The organism is Novosphingobium album (ex Liu et al. 2023), assembly GCF_029076845.1.
GTDB lineage: Bacteria > Pseudomonadota > Alphaproteobacteria > Sphingomonadales > Sphingomonadaceae > Novosphingobium.
In genome coordinates this window covers 46,409-65,353 of the sequence record NZ_JARESE010000070.1, presented here as the reverse complement: position 1 = coordinate 65,353, position 18,945 = coordinate 46,409, and the positions used below count along the sequence as shown (strand labels likewise).

Genomic DNA, 18,945 nt, shown 5'->3' with positions numbered 1-18,945 from the left:
CTGACGCGCCTGGGCGACAGGGATATCTTCGCAGGCGGGAGAACTTCGGTTATGTCCCTCCCCGATGTTCCTTGTCGTCTTCCGCAATCGCAAGCGCGCCGATCTCGATGCCGCCGCCTATGCCGCCGATGCGGCGCGGATGGCCGCGCTGGCCAGCGCGCAGCCGGGCTATCTGGCGTTCAAGAGCTACACCGCCGAGGACGGCGAAGTCGTGGCGATCTCCGAATGGGCGGACGAAGCCTCGGCCCGGGCCTGGGGCCGCCATGCCGAGCACGCTCCGGTGCAGGGCAAGGGGCGGGCCGGATACTATCAGGACTATACCCTGTTCGCCTGCGACAACCCGCGTATCCACCGCTTCGAAAGGCCCGCCCCGTGAGCGTGACCGTCTATGGAATTCCCAACTGCGATACCGTGAAGAAGGCGCGCAAGTGGCTGGATGCCAGGGGCGTGGCTTACGCATTCCATGATTACAAGAAACAGGGCGCCGATCCCGCGCGGATCGCCGGCTGGGTCGATGTGGCGGGCTGGGGAAAGGTGCTGAACCGCGCCGGCACCACGTTCCGCAAGCTGCCCGATGCCGACAAGCAGGGGCTCGATGCCGACAAGGCGGTCGCGGTGATGGCGGCGAACCCTTCGTGCATCAAGCGGCCGGTGGTCGAATATCCGGGCGGGCTGCTGGTGGGCTTCAAGGAAGCCGAGTGGGAGACGGCGCTGTCATGAACTTCGCGGCGATGACGTTCGAGGAGCAGATGGCGATCCTGGAATGGACCGCCGCCGGCTTCGGCGTAATCAATATCGCGCTGCTGATCTGGCGCAGCGTCTACAACTATCCGTTCGGCATCGTCATGGTCGGGCTCTACATCTTCGTGTTCTGGAAGGAGCGGCTCTACGCCGAGGCCGGGCTGCAGGTGTTCTTCGTCCTCGCGCAGATCTACGGCTGGTGGCTGTGGGTGAAGGTCGACGGAGAAGACAGCCGGGTGCCGGTGCGCTGGCTCGACAATTTCAGCCGCGCGGTCTGGATCGTGGTGACGGCGGCGATCAGCGTCAACCTGGGCTGGGTGATGCACCGTTTCACCGATGCGACCATGCCTTATGCCGATTCGGCGATCGCCGGGGCGAGTGTCGCCGCGCAGCTCCTGCTCGCGTTCCGCCGGGTGGAGAACTGGGTGCTGTGGGTGCTGATCGACGTGGCCGCGATCGGGCTTTACATCAATCGCGGGCTCTATCCCACGGCCGGGCTCTATGGCGGGATGCTGGTGATGTCGCTGATCGGCCTGCGCGAATGGGTCCACGCCGCCGACAAGGAACCGGAGCCGATCGGGGCGTGATCCGGGTCTGCCTCCACGGGGCGGAAAGCACCGGCAAGTCGGTGCTGGCGGCGCAACTCCAGGCGCAATGCGGCTGGCCCTGGATACCCGAATATGGCCGGCAATATTGCGAGGAGCACGGCACCGACCTCACCATGGCGGACCTGCTCGCCATTGCCGAGGGGCAGGATGCGGCCAATCGCGCCGCCGAAGCGCTGTCACCCCCGGTGCTGCTGCTCGATACCGATCAGCTCATGACCGCGGCCTGGGCGCAGATGCTGTTCGGCGCGGTGCCCGAGGTGCTGCTGTCCTACCCCAAGGCCGACCTTTACCTGCTGTTCTCGCCCGACGTGCCCTGGGTGGAAGACGGCACCCGTTTTTTCGGCACCGATGCCGAGCGTGCCCGCTTCGCCACGATCGCCGAGGCCATGCTGGTGCGCGCCGGCGTGCCGTTCACCCGCATCGCCGGCGGCTGGGACGAGCGCGCGGCGCAGGCCCGGGCCGCGATCGCCGCCCTGCTCGACGCGGGCTGATCAGCCGGGCCGCGAGAAGAACTCCGCCGCCGATTGGGTATCGAGGTATTCCTTCACTTTCAGGATCTTCCCGTCGCGGAAGGTGAACAGGTGATGATAGGCGTTGGTATAGGTCCGCCCGTCGGGCGTGACGCCGATATTGGTCGATTCGAGCGCGACCCGGTCGCCCTCGGCGGTCGCTTCGCCGAACGTCACTTTCGCGCCGCCATCGACGAAGATCGTCGGCGTGGCCGCCCATTGCATGAACGTGGCACGGTCGCGCTCGCCCGCCCACGAGAACAGGTGCGGCTTGCCGAGGACCCAGTAGGTCGCTTCCGGGTGCAGCAGCGCGTCGATCCGCGCGGTGTCGCGGCGGCCGATGGCGACCAGGAAATCGCGCGCGGCCTGCTTCATCGCCGCGTGGTCCATCGCGGGGCTGCCTTCAGCCACGCGCCGAGATCCAGTCACCCATCGGCGCGTGCGGCAGGCCCACGTCAAGGATGCCAAGCACGCCGGCGCGCGCGGCCTTGATCTGCGGCACGGCGCTGACGGCGGGAAGCGCGGTCATCGTGTCCCAATCGTGGTTCTTCCAGTGCGCCGCCGGCGTGATCCGCATCCGCGTATCCAGGCTCGGCTCGCCGGTGATGACGATGTGATACTGGTCGTCGTCGATCGCCCAGCCTTCGGCCAGCTGCTTGGTCAGGTACCACACCACCGTGAGGTTGACCGCGGTCTTGCCGCCCACCTTGCCGTTCCAGCCGCCGCGCAGCGCCGCGTTGGTGCCCTGTTCCATGCAGAACCAGCCGAGATCGACCTTCTCGGCCGCGGTCGCATATTCGCAGAAGAACTCGATCTCGTCGAAGTCCAGCCCCAGCGCCGCGCCGATGCGTTCCACCGCGTCGCGGAACAGGATCAGCCAGGCCCGCGCGCGCTCCATCAGCTCGGGCGTGGCGCCGCCCGGTTCGCCCATGCCAAGGAAGCCCCAGGTCTCCACCGATTCGTAGACCGAGCAATCGGCCGATTCGGTCAGCGAGACCGATTCGACATCGCGGCAGATCGCGGTGAGCGCGGCGGTCACCGAATTGATCCAGCCCGGATTGATGCCGGTGATGTAAAGCGAACTGCCGCCGCGCTGGCAGGCCGCTTCCAGCCGCTCCTTCACCTCGCCATGAATGCCCCCGACATTGAGGAACAGGTTGGTGCTGACCACGTCGAGCCCGGCTTCGAGCAGCCGGATCGCCTGATCCAGATCGGCCTCGAACGGGGTATAGAGCACGGCATCGGCGCCCAGCGCGATCAGTGCGTCGATATCGTTGGTCGCCGCGATGCCGGTGGCCGGGCGGCCGCACAGCTCGCCCGCGTCGGTGCCGCGCTTGGCATCGGACCAGGCGTAGACCCCGGCCAGCTCAAGGCGCGGATCGTCAAGGATCGCGCGCAGCGTGAGCTTGCCGACCTTGCCCGTGGTCCATTGGATGACGCGCAGCTTGTCCATCTCTCTCTCCCGTTTTTTCGCATGGTCGCCCGATCCGGGAGCGCGCGGAAGTTCCCTTATGGGGACATGAATCAGACCGGCGTGGCGGTGACGATGTAGTTGAGCGCCATGTTGTCCGAAAGGTGCAGGCCCCTGGCGGGCGACCACGAGATGCCGCGTGGCTCGCCCATTTCCAGGCCGGCGTCGGCCAGCAGCTCGCACAGTTCCTCGGGCGTGACAAAATCGCGCCAGTGATGCGTGCCGCGCGGTACCTGGCCCAGCCGTTCCGCCGCCTCGACCAGCAGCAGCCTGGCTTGCGGCGTGCGGTTGGGCGTGGACAGCACCATCAGCCCGCCCGGCGCCAGCGCGGCGGCCAGCGCGGCGAGGAACGCGGCCTTGTCGGCGACGTGCTCGATCACTTCGAGCGCGCAGACCAGATCGAATCCGCCCGGCGCCAGCGCGCCGACTTCGCCGTGCCGGTAATCGATGGCCAGGCCCATCCCCTCGGCATGGGCGCGCGCGGCGGCGATGTTTTCCGCAGCCGCGTCGATCCCGGTCACGGCCGCGCCCATCCGCGCCAGCGGCTCGCACAAAAGGCCCGCGCCGCAGCCGGCATCGAGCGCGCGGCGGCCGGCCAGCGGCCTGGTGCTGGCCGGATCGGCGGCGAAATGCGCGTCGATCGCCTCGCGGATGAAGGCCAGCCGCACCGGGTTCAGCCGGTGGAGCATGGCCGATGAGCCGGTGGCATCCCACCACTGCGCGGCCAGCTTGCCGAAGTGGGTGGCTTCCTCGGGGCGGATCGTCGGCACGCCGGCCGGCTCGGTCATGGTTGCATTCGTCATGGCCTACCCCTAACAGCGCGCCCGACTCTAATCCACTGACAGGGAGCACAGGCGCCTTGGCCCGCATCGTGATGAAATTCGGCGGCACTTCGATGGCCGGCACCGAGCGCATCCGGCGCGTGGCCAATATCGTGCGCCGCCAGCAGGCCGCCGGGCACGAAGTGGCGGTGGTGGTTTCGGCCATGGCGGGCGAGACCGACCGGCTGGTGGGCTTCTGCCGCGAGGCCAACGCGCTGTACGATCCGGCCGAATACGACGTGGTGGTCGCCAGTGGCGAGCAGGTGACTTCGGGCCTGCTCGCGCTGACGCTGCAGGCGATGGGCTGCAAGGCGCGTTCGTGGCTGGGCTGGCAATTGCCGATCCGCACCGACGACGCGCACGCCAAGGCGCGGATCGAGGAGATCGACTCCGAAGCGCTGATCGCTTCGATGGCATCGGGCGAGATCGCGGTGATCCCGGGATTCCAGGGCATGGCGCCCAGCGGCCGGGTGACGACGCTGGGCCGGGGCGGCTCGGACACGTCGGCGGTGGCGGTGGCGGCGGCGGTGAAGGCCGATCGCTGCGACATCTACACCGATGTCGACGGGGTCTACACCACCGACCCGCGCATCGTCGCCAAGGCGCGCAAGCTGCCGCTGGTCACGTACGAGGAAATGCTGGAGCTGGCCTCGGTCGGCTCGAAAGTGCTGCAGACCCGCTCGGTCAGCCTGGCCATGAAGGAAGGCGTGCGCGTGCAGGTGCTCTCCTCGTTCATCGACGAGAGCGCGCCGCCGGCCGATGACCTGCCGGGCACGATGATCGTCAGCGACGAGGAACTGGAAGGAAGCGACATGGAACGCCAGCTGATCACCGGCATCGCCGCCGACAAGAACGAGGCGAAAGTCACTCTGACGCGCGTGCCCGACAGGCCGGGCGCCGTCGCCTCGATCTTCAGCCCGCTGGCCGAGGCGAACATCAACGTCGACATGATCATCCAGAACGTCGCCAAGGGCAAGGGCGAGACCGACGTGACCTTCACCGCCCCCAAGGCGGACCTGGTGCGCACGCTCGCCATCCTTGAGGACCGCAAGGACAAGATCGGCTACTACCGCATGATCAGCGACGACAAGGTCGCCAAGATCAGCGTCGTGGGCGTCGGTATGCGCAGCCATGCGGGCGTGGCCAGCACGATGTTCAAGACGCTGGCCGATCGCGGGATCAACATCCAGGCGATCTCGACCAGCGAGATCAAGGTCTCGGTCCTGATCGACGAGGACGAGACCGAACTGGCCGTCCGCGTGCTCCACACCGCCTACGGGATGGACGCGGCGGCCTGAGGGCCGGGCGCGCCGCCATGGACCGCGCCGGGCGCAAGCAGGCGGCCTCCGCCTACCGCGAACGCAAGGTCACGGCTGGCGTCTACGCGCTGCGCTGCGGGCCGACCGGGCAGGTGTGGGTCGGGCGCGCGCCCGACATCGCCACGATCGAGAACCGCGTGCGCTTCCAGCTTCGGCAAGGCGCATCCAGCTTCCCCGCGCTGCAACAGGCCTGGAATGCGCATGGCGCCGATGCCTTCACATTCGAAGTGCTGGAGGAACTGGACGGCGAGGAACTGGGCCTGTCGCTCCAGCGCGAGCTCAAGAACCGCCATGCCGCCTGGGTCGAGAAACTGGCGGCGCAGGCGATCTAGGCGGTGTGGGCAAGTTCGGCAGTGGCTATCAGTCGCCGTTCCGAACACGCCAGCATCCCAGACCTTGGCAAAGCTGTTCTAATTGCCAACAAACTTTGCTGCGTCTGGACTTCTCGCGCGTGCAGCGTCCGTCATCCGCGATGTGGCTTCGACGATGAAATCACGTTCAGCTTCGGGAGTTGTGAAGAAGCGACGCGGAAGGACCATAGCGCTGCTTTGGACCAGAAAAACCCAATACTTGCGGGTTTGATAGAGGTCTGTGACGCAAGGCCAGCGAGCGGTCATCGTCAAATCCGCCAGATCATAGACCAAGGCCTCAGGTGTTATGCGGAGCGTGAGAGCTTGCTCGTATGCCTGTCCACGCGCGGCGAGGGCCTTCCGCATTGAAGGTCCCGCCAGTCTCTGGACTATCAGCACGCCTACACCGAGGCCGAGAAAAGCGAACTCGACCGAAATTGCGGCAGCAAGCCATGAGCCCGAAGCCCCTGCCCCAACCGGGATGCCAACGGCTAACATGCAAACCAAAAGAAGGAGCTTTATCTGGCGTGGAGACACACCCCGTCGGGCCTTGATATAGGCCATCGCGGTAGTGCTTTCCCCAGCAATCAGAATACCTGTTGCTTCCATCGTATCCCTCCGGGGCGGTTCCGAAGCAAATAGCAGCAATGTACGCCGGCTGCATCATCCCTCCATCGCTGCCCTCCAGGCTGACCGATGAAGGGCAAGGGAGTGCATGATCTTAGCGCCCGCTCACCTCTATTTTTCCGCCATTTAAGTTATCGGATCACTTCGCCCAGAGCCGTCATAATCAATGGCTGAAATTGCCCACGCGCCGCCTAGGAGAAGCTGACTATCCGCCCCAACGCGGCACTGCGTCCACGCTCTTCTTAGGGATTATGGTCGAACACATAAGCCCATTCCTCGCCCGGGGCCCCGCTGCCTTTTTTGCCGATGCAGCGAAGATAAGCGGGATCCCGGATCGAGCCCGGGATGGCCAGGAAAGATGTATTTGTCCAAAGGGGAAGGACGCCCTCTATTGAGGCCGCCTCGCCCCTACCAAATCAGACCGCGCGCGCCAGTTCGTCCCTGAACTTGGGGTGGGCCAGCGCGATCATCGCGTCGGCCCGTTCGCGCAGGGTCTTGCCGCGCAGGCAGGCGGCGCCGTGCTCGGTGACGATCCAGTGGACATCGTTGCGCGGGGTCGTCACCGGGCCGTCGAGCTGTGGGACGATGCGGCTGACCGTGCCGTTCTTCGCGGTGGAATGGCAGGCGATGATCGAGATGCCGCCTTTCGAGGCATTGGCGCCGCGCACGAAATCGAGCTGGCCGCCCGAGCCCGAATACTGGTGCCCCAGCATGTGCTCCGAATTGCAGGCGCCCGACAGGTCCACTTGCAGCGTCGCGTTGACCGAGACGACATGGTCGTTCTTGGCGATGTGGCGCGGATCGTTCACCACGTCCACCGGCAGCGAATAGACCGCCTGGTTGTCGTCCAGCCACTCGTAAAACGCGGTATCGCCCATCGCGAAAGTGAACACGCCGCGCCCCGGGAACGTGGTCTTGCGCCGGTTGTTGGCGGCGCCGCAGTTCATCAGGCTGGCGAGCGCCGGCGTCAGCAATTCGGTGTGGATGCCCAGGTTCTTGCGGTTGGCCAGCCGGCGGCAGACGGCGGCGGGCAGGTTGCCGATGCCCATCTGCAGGCAGGCGCCGTCGTCGATCATTTCCGCGATGATTTCCGCGATCCGCTCGTCCTCGGCCGAGGCGGCATGCTCGGCCACTTCGAGCAGGGGAGAGCGATGCTCGACGATCGCGTCGACCTCGCTGACGTGCAGCGGCGATTCGCCGAAGACGCGCGGCATCAGCGGATTGACCTCCACGATCAGCCGTTTCGCCGCCTTCGCCGCCGCGCCGGTGTAGTCGTTGGCGGTGCCGAAGGTGAAATAGCCGTGCTTGCCCATCGGTGAGACCATGGTGACGCATGTATCGAGCGCGATTTCCTCGCGCAGCACTTGCGGCGATGCGCTGAAGGCAGTGGGCACGAAGTCGATCAGCGCTTCGGCCGCGGCCGGGTCCGCCTTCACCAGCGCGCGTTCGACGCCGCTCAGGAACATGCAGTGCGGCCGCACCTTGCCCAGAAGCTCGCGCTTCAGCACGCTTTGCGCGGCGTGGGCCATCGAATGGAAATACCACAGGCGCATACCCGAAAGGTCGCCCGCCTCGATCCGGCGCGCGAGCGCGGCCAGCAGCGCCGGCGGCTCGGCCACGGCCATGCCCATCGCGACGTGGGAATCGGACGGCACCAGCCGCGCCGCCTCGTCTGGCGTGCACAGCTTCGATCGGTAGATTTCGTGAATATCCATGGCCGCGCGCTTTTCCATCTGGCCGCGATATTATCAAGGCATCGGCGTGCGGATATCAGGCCCGATACGGATGGGGAAAACCCCGCCCCCGGCCAAGCGGGAGCGGGGTTTCGTCCGCCGGGCCGTGAGGGAAGCCGGCGCGGCGGACGGATCGGTCAGCTCGTCAGTTCGGGTTGGGTCGGCAGCTCGTCGGGCGATTTGGCCGCCATGCCCAGCGCCCGGGCGACACCTTCGCCATAGGCCGGGTCGCAGCGCGTGCAGTTGTCGATGTGGCGCTGCTTGATGAAGGCCGGGGCGTCGCCCATGGCGCGGCCGGTGTTCTCGAACAGCACTTGCTGCTGCGCCGGGCTCATCTGCTGGAACAGCTTGCGCGGCTGGGTGAAGTAATCGTCGTCATCCTCGCGATAGTTCCAGAAATCGGCATCGCCCCGGATCTTCAGCGGCGGCTCGCGGAAATCGGGCTGCTGCTGCCACTGGCCGAAGCTGTTCGGCTCGTAATGCGGGCGGCCGCCGTAATTGCCGTCCATCCGGCCGTAACCGTCGCGGTGGTTGCTGAACACCGGGCAGCGCGCGGCGTTGACCGGGATCTGGTGGTAATTGACGCCCAGCCGATAGCGCTGCGCATCGGCATAGTTGAACAGCCGCGCCTGCAGCATCTTGTCGGGTGAGACGCCGATGCCCGGAACCAGGTTCGAAGGCGCGAAGGCGCTTTGCTCCACGTCCATGAAGAAGTTCTCGGGATTGCGGTTCAGCTCGAACTCGCCCACCTCGATCAGCGGATAGTCCGCCTTGTACCACACCTTGGTGAGATCGAACGGGTGGAAGCGATACGTCTCCGCCTCGGCCTCGGGCATGACCTGGATGCACATCTTCCATTTCGGGAACTCGCCGCGCTCGATCGCGTCATAGAGGTCGCGCTGGTGCGATTCGCGGTCGCCGCCGACCAGCGCGCCCGCCTCGGTGTCGCTCAGGTTGGCGATGCCCTGCTGGGTGATGAAGTGGAACTTCACCCAGAAGCGTTCACCGGCATCGTTGTAGAACGAATAAGTGTGGCTGCCGAAGCCGTGCATGTGGCGGTAGCTCTTCGGAATGCCGCGATCGGACATGACGATCGTCACCTGGTGGAAGGCTTCGGGCAGCAGCGTCCAGAAGTCCCAGTTGTTGGTGGCGCTGCGCAGGTTGGTGCGCGGATCGCGCTTCACCGCCTTGTTGAGATCGGGAAACTTCCTCGGATCGCGCAGGAAGAAGACCGGCGTGTTGTTGCCGACCATGTCCCAGTTGCCTTCCTCGGTATAGAATTTCAGCGCGAAGCCGCGAATGTCGCGCTCGGCATCGGCCGCGCCGCGCTCGCCGGCGACCGTGGTGAAGCGCGCGAACATCTCGGTCTGCTTGCCGACTTCCGAGAAGATCTTCGCGCGGGTGTAGCGGCTGATGTCATTGGTCACGGTGAACGTGCCGAACGCGCCCGAGCCCTTGGCGTGCATCCGCCGCTCGGGGATCACTTCACGCACGAAGTTGGCCAGCTTCTCGTTGAGCCAGACGTCCTGCGACAGCAGCGGCCCGCGCGGACCGGCGGTGAGGCTGTTCTGGTTATCGGGAACCGGCGCGCCGAACGCGGTGGTCAGCGGCGTGGTGCCCGGCGCATAGGGACACTTGCCGTCGGCGGAGTTCGATTGGTCCATGGTATCAATCCTCTCGATGAAGTCGGTAGGGCAACATTACGCGGGGGCCTCTGTCTGGGAAAACCGATTGCACTTGTCAGACTGATCGGCGCAGGCGATCACCGGGACGGCATTTCCGCTCCCGCGCGATCATGACGGCCCGCCCATGGCCCGCCGGGCCTTCAGCAGCACATGCAACATGCGCGCTTCCCGCGCGGCGGCGGCGGGATCGAGCGCGTCCATGTTCGCGCGCATCGCATCGAGGCGCGCCTTGACGCTTTCGCTGACATCGGCGGGCAATGCGGGGTTCGCATCGTCGAACAGCGCGCCCAGCCCGTCGAGGCCGGCGGCGATATCGGCGCGTTCGATCTGGCCGCTGTCGATCGCGGTGGCGAGCAGCGCCGCGCCGATTTCCAGGTGGAGCAGGGTCTCGTCCGCGTGGGCCGGCAACGCGCGCGGCGCGGGCGATCCCACGCGTGCCGGATCGCCGGGGTCGGTCGGCAGGAAGGCCCCGAAGCCCAGCCCGGCCACCGTCGCGAACGTGCCGGCGGCAAATCCCATCAGCAGGGCGGGCCCTTGCGTGGCGGCCTTGCCCGGTTGGCTCTCGCTCATCACCCACGGCTCCCGCAGCCGATGGTCGCCGCTATCGGGCGGCGACACCCCCGTTTCGCGCCCCAGCCAATCCCTTGCCCGCGACGTGCGCCCATCCTAAGGCGCACAGGCCGGTTTGGGCAAGGGTATGGAGCATTGATGGCCGAATTCAGGAAAACCTCCGCGCTGATGGCGCGCGGAACCGAGTTTCTCGGCAGCGAGTACGCGATCCTGTGCGGCGCGATGTCCTGGGTTTCGGAACGCAACCTGGTCTCGGCGATCAGCAATGCCGGCGGCTTCGGCGTGATCGCCTGCGGCGCGATGACGCCCGAACTGCTTGATGCCGAGATCGCCGGGACGCAGGCGCTGACCGGCAAGCCCTTCGGCGTGAACCTGATCACCATGCACCCGCAACTGTTCGATCTGATTGCGGTTTGCGCCCGGCACCAGGTCAGCCACGTCGTGCTGGCCGGCGGCATTCCGCCCAAGGGCAGCGTCGAGGCGATCAAGGCTTCGGGCGCCAGGGTGATCTGCTTCGCGCCCACGCTGGCGCTGGGCAAGAAGCTGCTGCGCTCGGGTGCGGACGCGCTGGTGATCGAGGGGATGGAGGCGGGGGGGCACATCGGCCCGGTCTCCACTTCGGTGCTGGCGCAGGAAATCCTGCCCGAACTGGCGGCGGACCATCTCGTGTTCGTGGCCGGCGGCATCGGCCGGGGCGAGGCGATCGCCGGCTATCTGGAAATGGGCGCGGCCGGCGTGCAGCTGGGCACGCGGTTTGCCTGCGCCGCCGAATCGATTGCCCATGCCGATTTCAAGAAGGCCTTCTTCCGCGCCTCGGCGCGCGATGCCGTCGCTTCGGTGCAAGTCGATCCGCGCCTGCCGGTGATCCCGGTGCGCGCGCTGAAGAACAAGGGCACCGAGGAGTTCACCGCCAAGCAGATCGAGGTGGCCAAGCTGCTCGATGCGGGCGAGGTGGACATGGGCGAGGCGCAGCTTCGGATCGAGCATTTCTGGGCAGGCGCGTTGCGCCGCGCGGTGATCGAGGGCGATGTCGAGAGCGGCTCGGTCATGGCCGGCCAGTCGGTCGGCATGGTGACGCGCGAGGAGCCTGTGGCCGATATCATCGCCGCGCTGATGGCCGAGGCCGAGGCCGCGCTCTCACAGCGCGTCGCGGCCTGAGGGGACGCGTCATGGCCGAACCGCTGATCCTGGCCTTTTCCTGCGCCGATCGTCCCGGCATCGTCGCGCGCGTCACCGGCTATCTCGCGCAGGCGGGCTGCAACATCATCGAGGCGCAGCAGTTCAACGACCTGGCCGAGAACAAGTTCTTCATGCGCGTCGCCTTCGATCCGCGCGTCACCGACCGCGAGGAAATCCGCGAGGGCTTCGGCCCGATCGCGCACGAATACGGCATGGCCTGGTCGATGCTGCGGCGCGACCGGCCGCGCCGGGTGCTGGTGCTGGTATCGAAGTTCGACCATTGCCTGGCGGACCTGCTTTATCGCCAGCGCATCGGCGAGATGGCGATGGACGTGGTCGGCGTGGTATCCAACCATCCGCGCGACGCGGTCAACACCCTGCTGATCGGCGACATCCCGTTCCACCACTTGCCGGTGACGAAGGAGACCAAGGCCGCGCAGGAAGCCCAGGTCCGCGCCATCGTGGAGGAATCCCGGGCCGAGCTGGTCGTGCTGGCGCGCTACATGCAGATCCTCTCGGATGAGATGGCGTCGTTCCTTTCGGGCCGCTGCATCAATATCCACCACTCGTTCCTGCCCGGCTTCAAGGGGGCCAAGCCGTATCACCAGGCGCACGCGCGCGGGGTGAAGATGATCGGCGCGACGGCGCACTACGTCACCGCCGATCTCGACGAGGGGCCGATCATCCATCAGGATGTCGAAGCGATCACGCACGCCGATTCGCCCGAGGAACTGGTCCGCAAGGGCCGCGACATCGAACGGCGCGTGCTGGCCGAGGCGGTGCGGCTGCACCTGGAGGACCGCGTCCTGCTCAACGGGACGAGGACGGTCGTGTTCAGGAGCTGAGCGGCGCCCGAAAAAGGGCGCAAAGCCCACGGGAGACAAGCGGATGAAGGTCGAAGGGCTCAACCACGTCAATATCGTCGCCGGGGATCTCGATCGGACGGTCGCATTCTACGAGACGGTCCTGGGCATGAAGGCCGAGACGATCCCCAACATGCCGGCCGGCTTCGACGGGCGGTGGATCTGTGACGAAGGCGGCCTGCCGATCATCCACGTGCAGAAGCACAACCCGCTACGCCACGGCGCGCTGGGCGCGCGCGATGGCACCACCGGCGCGATCGACCATGTCGCGCTCGCCTGTTCGGACTTTGCCGGGATGGTGCGCCGCTGCGCGGAACTGGGCGTGCCGCACCGGGTCAACGATCGCCAGTTCGGCACGCTGCGCCAGGTCTTCGTCACCGATCCCGACAACGTGGTGCTGGAACTCAACTTCGCGGGCGATTGAGCGCGGGCGCGGCCGCCGCGATGAACGCGGCCCAGGCCGGCGCGTCCTTGTGCGTGCTCGTTCCGGGCGACCAATGCCGTTCCATCAGCGCGCGCGCCTCGTCCTCGGCCATGCCGCGAGCCTCGCGGTGATAGCGGTAGAGAAAGGCCGAGACGCGCCAGTTCATGATGCAGTGGACATGGACCACGGCATCGCCGGCCGCTTCCATCGCCGCGCGAAAGGCGGCGAAATGCGCTTCGTCCGGCGCATCGAACGGCACCGGGATCTGCGTATAGGCAATGCCCGCGCGCGCCATCAGCGCCGCCTCGCCCACCAGGGCGCCGGGCGAATCGTCCAGCGCCAGGTTGATCGCGCGCTCCACCCCGATCGCGGCGAGCCGGGCGACGTCGCTTTCCTTCAGCCGGCCCGAGGTGGTCAGCCGCGCGTCGATCCGTTGCCAGCAGGCGATGTCTTCCGGGTCGGGGTCTTCCAGGTCGGGGTCTTCCGGGTCGGGGCCCATGCGCGAAATTCCTTCGAGCGTGCGAACCAAACGCTGGCCGCGCGGTTTTCCCTTCGCTAACCCCGTAAGCGGACAAGGCAAGACCGGAGGACGCCGATGTGTGACGACTTCACCGAGAGTGCCGAGGCGGCGGCGCTGGCGCGCATGGGTCTGAGCCGGCGCGAATTCGCCGCGCTGGGCGCCAGCGCGGCGCTGGCCGGCTGCGCGCGCATGGGATCGGGCGATGCCGGCGAACTGCGCGAACGCACGGTGGAGATCACCACCGCCGATGGCGTGGCCGATGCCTTCTTCGTCCACCCGGCGAAAGGCGCGCATCCGGGCATCATCATGTGGCCGGATATCGCGGGCCTGCGCGAAGCCTTCAAGGTGATGGCGCGCAAGCTCGCGGCCGAGGGGCACGCGGTGCTGGTGGTCAACCAGTACTATCGCGGCGGACCGGCGCCGGTGATGCAGAGCTTTTCCGAATACCGCACGCCCGAAGGTCAGGCGAAGATCGCCCCGCTGCGCGAAGCCCTGACGCCCGAGGCGATCACGCGCGATGCCAGGGCCTTCGTCGCTTTCCTCGATGGCGACCGGGCGGTGGACGCGAAACGCAGGATCGGCAGCAACGGCTATTGCATGGGCGGGCCGTTCACCGTGCGCACGGCCGCGGCGGTGCCCGGCCGGGTCGGCGCGGCGGCCTCGCTCCACGGGGCCGGGCTCGTCACTCCGGCGCCCGACAGCCCGCACCGCATGCTGGCCGCCACCGGGGCATCCTATCTGTTCGCCATCGCCCGCAACGATGACGCGCGCGATCCCGCATCGAAGGACGAATTGCGCAAGGCCGCCGATGGCGCCGGCCGCCCCGCCGAGATCGAGGTCTATCCCGCCGACCATGGCTGGTGCGTGCCGGATTCGCCTTCGTGGGATCCCGTCGCGGCGGACAAGGCGTGGCAGCGCATGGTGGCCCTGTTCGAAAAGCTCTGAGCGTGTGGCGCAATGCATGCAAACGCGCCTTTCCAGACCGCTTTGCCGTCACTGCTTGGTCACGGATCGCCGCATTGCCTGAAATCCTTGGGCGCCTGAGCGGATTCGCTTGCCCCCCGCCCCCCGGACGCTAGAATTTCCGGCACGTTGGAGGAGTGGATTGATGGGCGGATTTCTGATTGCGCTGGTCGCCGTCGTCGTCGTGTTCCTGATGATGGGCGTGCGCGTCGTCCGGCAGGGCTATGTCTACACGATCGAGCGGCTGGGCAAGTATTCGCTGGCGGCAACGCCGGGCCTGCACCTCATCATCCCGTTCGTCGACCGGGTCGGCCAGAAGGTCAACATGATGGAGCAGGTACTCGACATTCCGGGGCAGGAGATCATCACCAAGGACAATGCCATGGTCGGCGTGGACGCGGTGGTGTTCTTCCAGGTGCTGGACGCGGGCAAGGCGGCCTATGAGGTTTCCAGCCTGTTCAACGCGATCATGGCGCTGACCACCACCAACCTGCGCACGGTGATGGGCTCGATGGACTTGGACGAGACATTGTCGAAGCGTGACGAGATCAACGCCAAGCTGCTCTCGGTGATCGACCATGCGACTTCGCCCTGGGGGGTGAAGATCACCCGCATCGAGATCAAGGACATCCGCCCGCCGCTCGACATCTCGAACGCGATGGCCCGGCAGATGAAGGCCGAGCGCGAGAAGCGCGCCCAGATCCTGGAAGCCGAAGGTATGCGCGCGTCCGAGATCCTGCGCGCCGAGGGTGAGAAGCAGGGCCAGATCCTCCAGGCCGAGGGCCGGCGCGAAGCCGCCTTCCGCGATGCCGAGGCGCGCGAGCGCGAGGCCGAGGCGGAGGCGCGCGCCACCCAGATGGTCAGCCAGGCGATCGCCGAATCGGGCAGCCAGGCGATCAACTACTTCATCGCGCAGAAATATACCGAGGCGGTGGCCGCCTTCGCCACTTCGCCCAATGCCAAGACCATCCTGTTCCCGGTCGAGGCGACGCAACTGATCGGCACGCTGGGCGGCATCGGCGAGCTTGCCAAGGAAGCGCTGGGCGGACCGTCCAGCCCGCCCCCGGCCCCGCCGCGCCGCGCGCCGCAGCCCGGCGTGCCGCCGACGGCACCCGGAGGCCAGTGATGGACAGCCTGTTCGATCTGCAGCCGCATTACGCATGGCTGGCGATCGGGCTGGTGCTGGCGGTCGCCGAAATGGCGATTCCCGGCGTCTTCCTGATCTGGATGGCCGGTGCGGCGCTGATAACCGGGCTCCTTTCGTGGTTCGTGCCGATCCCGTTGCCGTTGCAGATCGTGATGTTCGCCGTGCTTTCGATCATCGCCGTGTTCACCGGCCGGCGCTTCCTGCGCGATCACCCGGTCGTTTCCGCCGATCCCAAGATGAACCAGCGGGGCGAGCGCGTGGTGGGCGAGATGGTCGTCGTCACGCAGGCGATCGAAGGGGGATCGGGCCGCGTGCGGCTGGGCGACAGCGAATGGCTGGCCAAAGGCGCCGATGCCGTGCCCGGTACGCGGCTGCGCGTCGCGGGGCACGATGGCGTGGTGCTGATGGTGGAGCCGGTCGCCTGAGACCGGCGGCGGCCTTGCGGCAAAGCGCGGCGGGCAAGCCGCATCGTGCCGTGACACCCGCTCCTGCACGAACGCTGCTGCGCCGCTCCTCCCGGGCCCGCGGCCTGGTCGCGGCCTTGTGCCTGTGGCTGATCGCACCGGCGGCCCTGGCGGCGGACTTGCCCGCCCGGCAGGCGGGCGGGCCCGAGATCGTGGTCGAGGGATCGACCGAGAAGAAAAGCGCCTGGAAACGGGCGGAAACCGAGCATGTCGTGGTCTTCAGCGATGGCGGCGAAGCCGAGCTGCGGCGTGTCGCCATCGATCTTGAAGCGCTCTATCGCCTCATGTCGCGGCTCTATCGGCAGGGCCAGACCGCCGACGATACCGCCAAGCTGCAAGTGACGCTGTTCGATTCGACGGAATTCTTCACCCAGATGGGTCTTCGCAACCTGCGGTCGGCCGAAGGGCCTTACGCGACCTCGTTCGTGGGCCAGCGCTATTATGACCCGCGCGAGGGCGGCGATGTGCTGGCCGCCTCGCGCAGCGACCAGATCGTCAATCTCAATACGGTGATCGCCCGCTCGCGCGATTGTGAAGACCAGCTGGCGATGGGGGCGCTCACCTGCTTTCCCTATCCCAATCATCCCCCGATCGTCAGGACCTGGCAAGGCGTGCTCTATTCCGCCTTCGCGCAGCATTTCATCCTGACCTATGTGCCGGCGGCCTATCCGCGCTGGTATCTCGATGGCATCGGCGCGCTGTTCTCCACCTTTGCGGTGCGATCCGACGGATCGGCCGATTATGCGCGTCCGCCGATCGGCTACAAGGAGGCGTTCCGCTCCTACGGCGATCTCAGGGTGGGCGATGTCCTGACCGGGCGGTATCTGGAGAATCCGCCCCCGCAGATGCGCTGGACGCCTTATCATGCGTGGTTGCTGGCGCATTACTTCCTCTACGCCGACCTGAAGCCCGAGCGGCGCGATCAGTTCGCGCGCTATATGGCGGCGGTCCGCCAGGGCACGCCGCTGGCGGAGGCGGCCGCCGTCTTTGGCGACATGCGCAAGCTGCAGCGCGAAATCGCCTCCTATGCCGCGAGGCCGCTGGCCTATGCCCGCACCAAGCGGCCGCAAGGGCCCGGCGACGAGCCGGAGATCACCCCGCTTTCGTTCAGCGACGCGGCGATGATCGCCGCCCGGATCGAGATCGGCACGCGGCTTGCCCCCGCCGCTGCCTCGGCGAGCCCGGCCGGAACCATGCCGGCGGGCGAGACACGCGATCGCGCGCAGTGGCTGGCCCAGGTGCGCGAAAAGGCGGCGCAGTTCCCGCGCGATGGCGCCGCGGTCCTGTTCGCGGCCGAGGCCGAATGCCGCGCCGGCAATCCGCGCGAATGCCTTGCCCTTGCCGAAAGCGTGCTGGCCGGATCGCCGGACAACGTGGAGGCGCTGGCCTGGAAAGGCATGGCCCTGACCGATGCGGCCATCGCTGGCCCGGCGGCGAACCGTCCGCAGGCGCTGGCCGCCGCGCGCCAGACGATCGAGCGGGCCATCGCGCTTGACGGCGATGCGCCGCTGCCCCTGATCGCCTATTTCCAGAGCTTCGCCAAAGCCGGCGAGCCCGTGCCGGAACAGGCGATGCTGGGCATGGCGAAAGTGGCGCGCCAGGTTCCGGCCGCGCCCGCGCCCCGGCTCTATCTGGGCGCGGAGCTGGTCCGGCAGGGCCGGGGCGATCTGGCGCGCCAGGTGCTTGGTCCGGTGCTGCACGGCGGCTATGATTCGCCGGAGAAGGACGCCGCGCGGGCTCTGTTCGCGCCCGCCCGCCCGAGAGGCTGATGCAGCCGCGCAAGCGCGTCGAACCTACCGGAAGAAGCCCTGGCTCTTCAGGAACAGGTATGTCGCCCCCGCCGCGCCGATGGCGATCAGCGTCGCCCCCAGCGTGCCGAAATGGCCGGTAAGGGGCAAGCCGCCCGTGTTCATGCCGAAGATGCCCGTCACCAGCGTGGAAGGCAGCATCAGCGCGGTCATCACCGAAAGCAGGAACAGGTTCTGGTTGATCTTCTGGTTCTGCTGGTGATCCAGCTCGTCGCGCAGCAGGCGCAACTGGTTGGTCACGCTCAGCGTGTCGCCATCGACGCCTTGCACGCGCTGGGCCAGCTTTTCGGCGGTGGGCAGCATCTCGTGCGGCAGGTCATGGTCCAACTCCAGCCGGTGGAGCACGCCGTGGGTGCCTTCCAGCATCCGGTGAAGTTGGGCCAGCCGGCGGCGGATTTCCAGCAGGCGGCGGCCGCTGGGCACATGCCGCTCGTCGATCAGCGCGTCTTCGGCCGCCTGCACTTCGGCGGAAAGGCTGGCGATGACGCGGCCGATGTTCTCAAGGATCGCGCTGACGATCAGGTCCAGCGCGCGGGCCGGGCCGTCCACCGTGTCGATGGCGTCCAGCCGCCGCCGGGTGATATCGGCCGAGCCGATCGGGTGCACCCGCGCCGAAACGATCAGCGTCGGCGTCAGCGCCACGCGCAGCGCGCCCACCCGGCCGGTATCGCGCACGTCGAAATCACGCTCGAAATCGTGGAGCACGCAGGCCACCGTCTTGCGTTCGACCAGCGCGCGCTGGTGCGAATCCTGCGACAGCAGCACTTCGCGCGCGCCCTGCGGCAACTCGGGCGTGGTTTCGATCCACAGCCGGGTGCCGTGATCGGCAAGGTTGAGATGCAGCCAGCGCAGGAAGCCGCGATGCGGGCTGTTGCAGTTTTCCACGTCGCGCCGTTCGCCGGGCGCGAAGTCTATGCCCCAGATCAGGCCCGGGCCGGTCGCCGGCACGCTTGCGCCGCCGCCGGCCATCCTCTCGTCAGTCATGCCCATGCGCGTGGCTCTCGCGATGCCCCAGGCGGGCATCCTAGCAGAACCGGATCGGCCTTGCACCGCCTTGCGCGCAGCGGCCGCGCAGGCCGGCAAGGCGCTGCCCGCTTGCCTGCCGCGCGGCGCGTGCCCATATTCGCCATCGCCCCCATTCCG

Annotated in this window: 22 protein-coding genes; 13 read left to right on the top strand and 9 right to left on the bottom strand. The window is 67.3% G+C overall.

What is annotated here, in order from left to right:
• The first annotated feature begins 64 nt into the window (after positions 1-64).
• The 4 genes from PYV00_RS20070 to PYV00_RS20055 are packed head-to-tail and all read left to right on the top strand — an operon-like array spanning position 65 to position 1,840.
• Positions 65-376 (top strand): antibiotic biosynthesis monooxygenase family protein, encoded by a 312-nt coding sequence (locus PYV00_RS20070; RefSeq protein ID WP_275230096.1) that lies wholly within the window; start codon positions 65-67, stop codon positions 374-376.
• Complete coding sequence (locus tag PYV00_RS20065) at positions 373-720, top strand: arsenate reductase (RefSeq protein WP_275230095.1); 348 nt, start codon at positions 373-375, stop codon at positions 718-720. The genes PYV00_RS20070 and PYV00_RS20065 overlap by 4 nt, the downstream gene beginning before the upstream one ends.
• Positions 699-1,328: a nicotinamide riboside transporter PnuC gene (gene pnuC / locus PYV00_RS20060; RefSeq protein WP_342803830.1), complete on the top strand. Its 630-nt coding sequence runs from the start codon at positions 699-701 to the stop codon at positions 1,326-1,328. Before PYV00_RS20065 ends, pnuC begins: the two co-directional genes overlap by 22 nt.
• On the top strand, positions 1,325-1,840 hold the full coding sequence (locus tag PYV00_RS20055) for an ATP-binding protein (RefSeq protein WP_275230094.1): 516 nt from the start codon (positions 1,325-1,327) through the stop codon (positions 1,838-1,840). Before pnuC ends, PYV00_RS20055 begins: the two co-directional genes overlap by 4 nt.
• Here the strand turns inward: PYV00_RS20055 and PYV00_RS20050 are convergent, their stop codons facing one another.
• The 3 genes from PYV00_RS20050 to ubiG all read right to left on the bottom strand — a co-directional run bounded on the left by PYV00_RS20050 (position 1,841) and on the right by ubiG (position 4,132).
• Positions 1,841-2,269, bottom strand: coding sequence for a nuclear transport factor 2 family protein (locus tag PYV00_RS20050; protein ID WP_275230093.1), 429 nt, complete (start codon positions 2,267-2,269; stop codon positions 1,841-1,843). It lies immediately after the preceding gene.
• A complete protein-coding gene (locus PYV00_RS20045) occupies positions 2,262-3,311 on the bottom strand; it encodes an NAD(P)H-dependent amine dehydrogenase family protein (protein WP_275230092.1) in 1,050 nt (349 codons plus the stop codon). Before PYV00_RS20045 ends, PYV00_RS20050 begins: the two co-directional genes overlap by 8 nt.
• 71 nt (positions 3,312-3,382) lie before the next feature.
• Positions 3,383-4,132, bottom strand: a complete 750-nt coding sequence (gene ubiG, locus PYV00_RS20040; RefSeq protein WP_275230091.1) for a bifunctional 2-polyprenyl-6-hydroxyphenol methylase/3-demethylubiquinol 3-O-methyltransferase UbiG — start codon at positions 4,130-4,132, stop codon at positions 3,383-3,385.
• A gap of 56 nt (positions 4,133-4,188) precedes the next feature.
• Here ubiG and PYV00_RS20035 point away from each other — a divergent pair, with 56 nt between their 5' ends.
• Both PYV00_RS20035 and PYV00_RS20030 read left to right on the top strand, forming a co-directional pair.
• The gene (locus tag PYV00_RS20035) at positions 4,189-5,448 is read left to right on the top strand and encodes an aspartate kinase (protein WP_428981662.1); all 1,260 of its coding nucleotides are present in this window, start codon (positions 4,189-4,191) and stop codon (positions 5,446-5,448) included.
• Between the two features lie 17 nt (positions 5,449-5,465).
• A complete protein-coding gene (locus PYV00_RS20030; protein ID WP_275230090.1) occupies positions 5,466-5,801 on the top strand; it encodes a GIY-YIG nuclease family protein in 336 nt (111 codons plus the stop codon).
• Positions 5,802-5,879: 78 nt separating this feature from the next.
• Here PYV00_RS20030 and PYV00_RS20025 read toward each other — a convergent pair whose 3' ends face one another.
• The 4 genes from PYV00_RS20025 to PYV00_RS20010 form a co-directional block, all read right to left on the bottom strand.
• Entirely contained in the window at positions 5,880-6,428 is a 549-nt protein-coding gene (locus tag PYV00_RS20025) for a YcxB family protein (RefSeq protein ID WP_275230089.1), read from the bottom strand.
• A gap of 434 nt (positions 6,429-6,862) precedes the next feature.
• Positions 6,863-8,161, bottom strand: a complete 1,299-nt coding sequence (locus tag PYV00_RS20020) for an acetyl-CoA hydrolase/transferase family protein (protein ID WP_275230088.1) — start codon at positions 8,159-8,161, stop codon at positions 6,863-6,865.
• A 155-nt stretch (positions 8,162-8,316) separates the two neighbouring features.
• A complete protein-coding gene (locus tag PYV00_RS20015) occupies positions 8,317-9,843 on the bottom strand; it encodes a catalase (protein WP_275230087.1) in 1,527 nt (508 codons plus the stop codon).
• A gap of 129 nt (positions 9,844-9,972) precedes the next feature.
• Positions 9,973-10,434 carry a hypothetical protein gene (locus PYV00_RS20010; protein WP_275230086.1) on the bottom strand — a complete coding sequence of 154 codons (462 nt, stop codon included), beginning with the start codon at positions 10,432-10,434 and terminating at the stop codon, positions 9,973-9,975.
• 138 nt (positions 10,435-10,572) lie between these two features.
• Between PYV00_RS20010 and PYV00_RS20005 the strand changes: the two genes are divergently transcribed.
• From PYV00_RS20005 to PYV00_RS19995, 3 genes are read left to right on the top strand one after another with little or no spacing between them, the layout of a single operon-like run.
• Positions 10,573-11,592 (top strand): NAD(P)H-dependent flavin oxidoreductase, encoded by a 1,020-nt coding sequence (locus PYV00_RS20005; protein WP_275230085.1) that lies wholly within the window; start codon positions 10,573-10,575, stop codon positions 11,590-11,592.
• Between the two features lie 11 nt (positions 11,593-11,603).
• Positions 11,604-12,458, top strand: coding sequence for a formyltetrahydrofolate deformylase (purU, locus tag PYV00_RS20000; RefSeq protein WP_275230084.1), 855 nt, complete (start codon positions 11,604-11,606; stop codon positions 12,456-12,458).
• Positions 12,459-12,501: 43 nt separating this feature from the next.
• Positions 12,502-12,900, top strand: coding sequence for a VOC family protein (locus PYV00_RS19995; RefSeq protein ID WP_275230083.1), 399 nt, complete (start codon positions 12,502-12,504; stop codon positions 12,898-12,900).
• On the opposite strand, the gene PYV00_RS19990 is transcribed toward PYV00_RS19995, so the two are convergent.
• Positions 12,881-13,399 (bottom strand): beta-lactamase hydrolase domain-containing protein, encoded by a 519-nt coding sequence (locus PYV00_RS19990; protein ID WP_275230082.1) that lies wholly within the window; start codon positions 13,397-13,399, stop codon positions 12,881-12,883. The two genes, PYV00_RS19995 and PYV00_RS19990, sit on opposite strands and share 20 nt — an antisense overlap.
• Before the next feature lie 96 nt (positions 13,400-13,495).
• Here PYV00_RS19990 and PYV00_RS19985 point away from each other — a divergent pair, with 96 nt between their 5' ends.
• The 4 genes from PYV00_RS19985 (at position 13,496) to PYV00_RS19970 (ending at position 17,763) form a co-directional block, all read left to right on the top strand.
• Positions 13,496-14,365, top strand: coding sequence for a dienelactone hydrolase family protein (locus PYV00_RS19985; protein ID WP_275230081.1), 870 nt, complete (start codon positions 13,496-13,498; stop codon positions 14,363-14,365).
• 163 nt (positions 14,366-14,528) lie between these two features.
• Positions 14,529-15,509 carry an SPFH domain-containing protein gene (locus PYV00_RS19980; protein WP_275230080.1) on the top strand — a complete coding sequence of 327 codons (981 nt, stop codon included), beginning with the start codon at positions 14,529-14,531 and terminating at the stop codon, positions 15,507-15,509.
• Positions 15,509-15,955 (top strand): NfeD family protein, encoded by a 447-nt coding sequence (locus tag PYV00_RS19975; protein ID WP_275230079.1) that lies wholly within the window; start codon positions 15,509-15,511, stop codon positions 15,953-15,955. Before PYV00_RS19980 ends, PYV00_RS19975 begins: the two co-directional genes overlap by 1 nt.
• A 50-nt stretch (positions 15,956-16,005) precedes the next feature.
• Positions 16,006-17,763 carry a tetratricopeptide repeat protein gene (locus PYV00_RS19970; protein ID WP_275230078.1) on the top strand — a complete coding sequence of 586 codons (1,758 nt, stop codon included), beginning with the start codon at positions 16,006-16,008 and terminating at the stop codon, positions 17,761-17,763.
• A gap of 24 nt (positions 17,764-17,787) precedes the next feature.
• Here the strand turns inward: PYV00_RS19970 and PYV00_RS19965 are convergent, their stop codons facing one another.
• Positions 17,788-18,786, bottom strand: coding sequence for a CorA family divalent cation transporter (locus PYV00_RS19965; RefSeq protein WP_275230077.1), 999 nt, complete (start codon positions 18,784-18,786; stop codon positions 17,788-17,790).
• Positions 18,787-18,945: the final 159 nt, after the last annotated feature.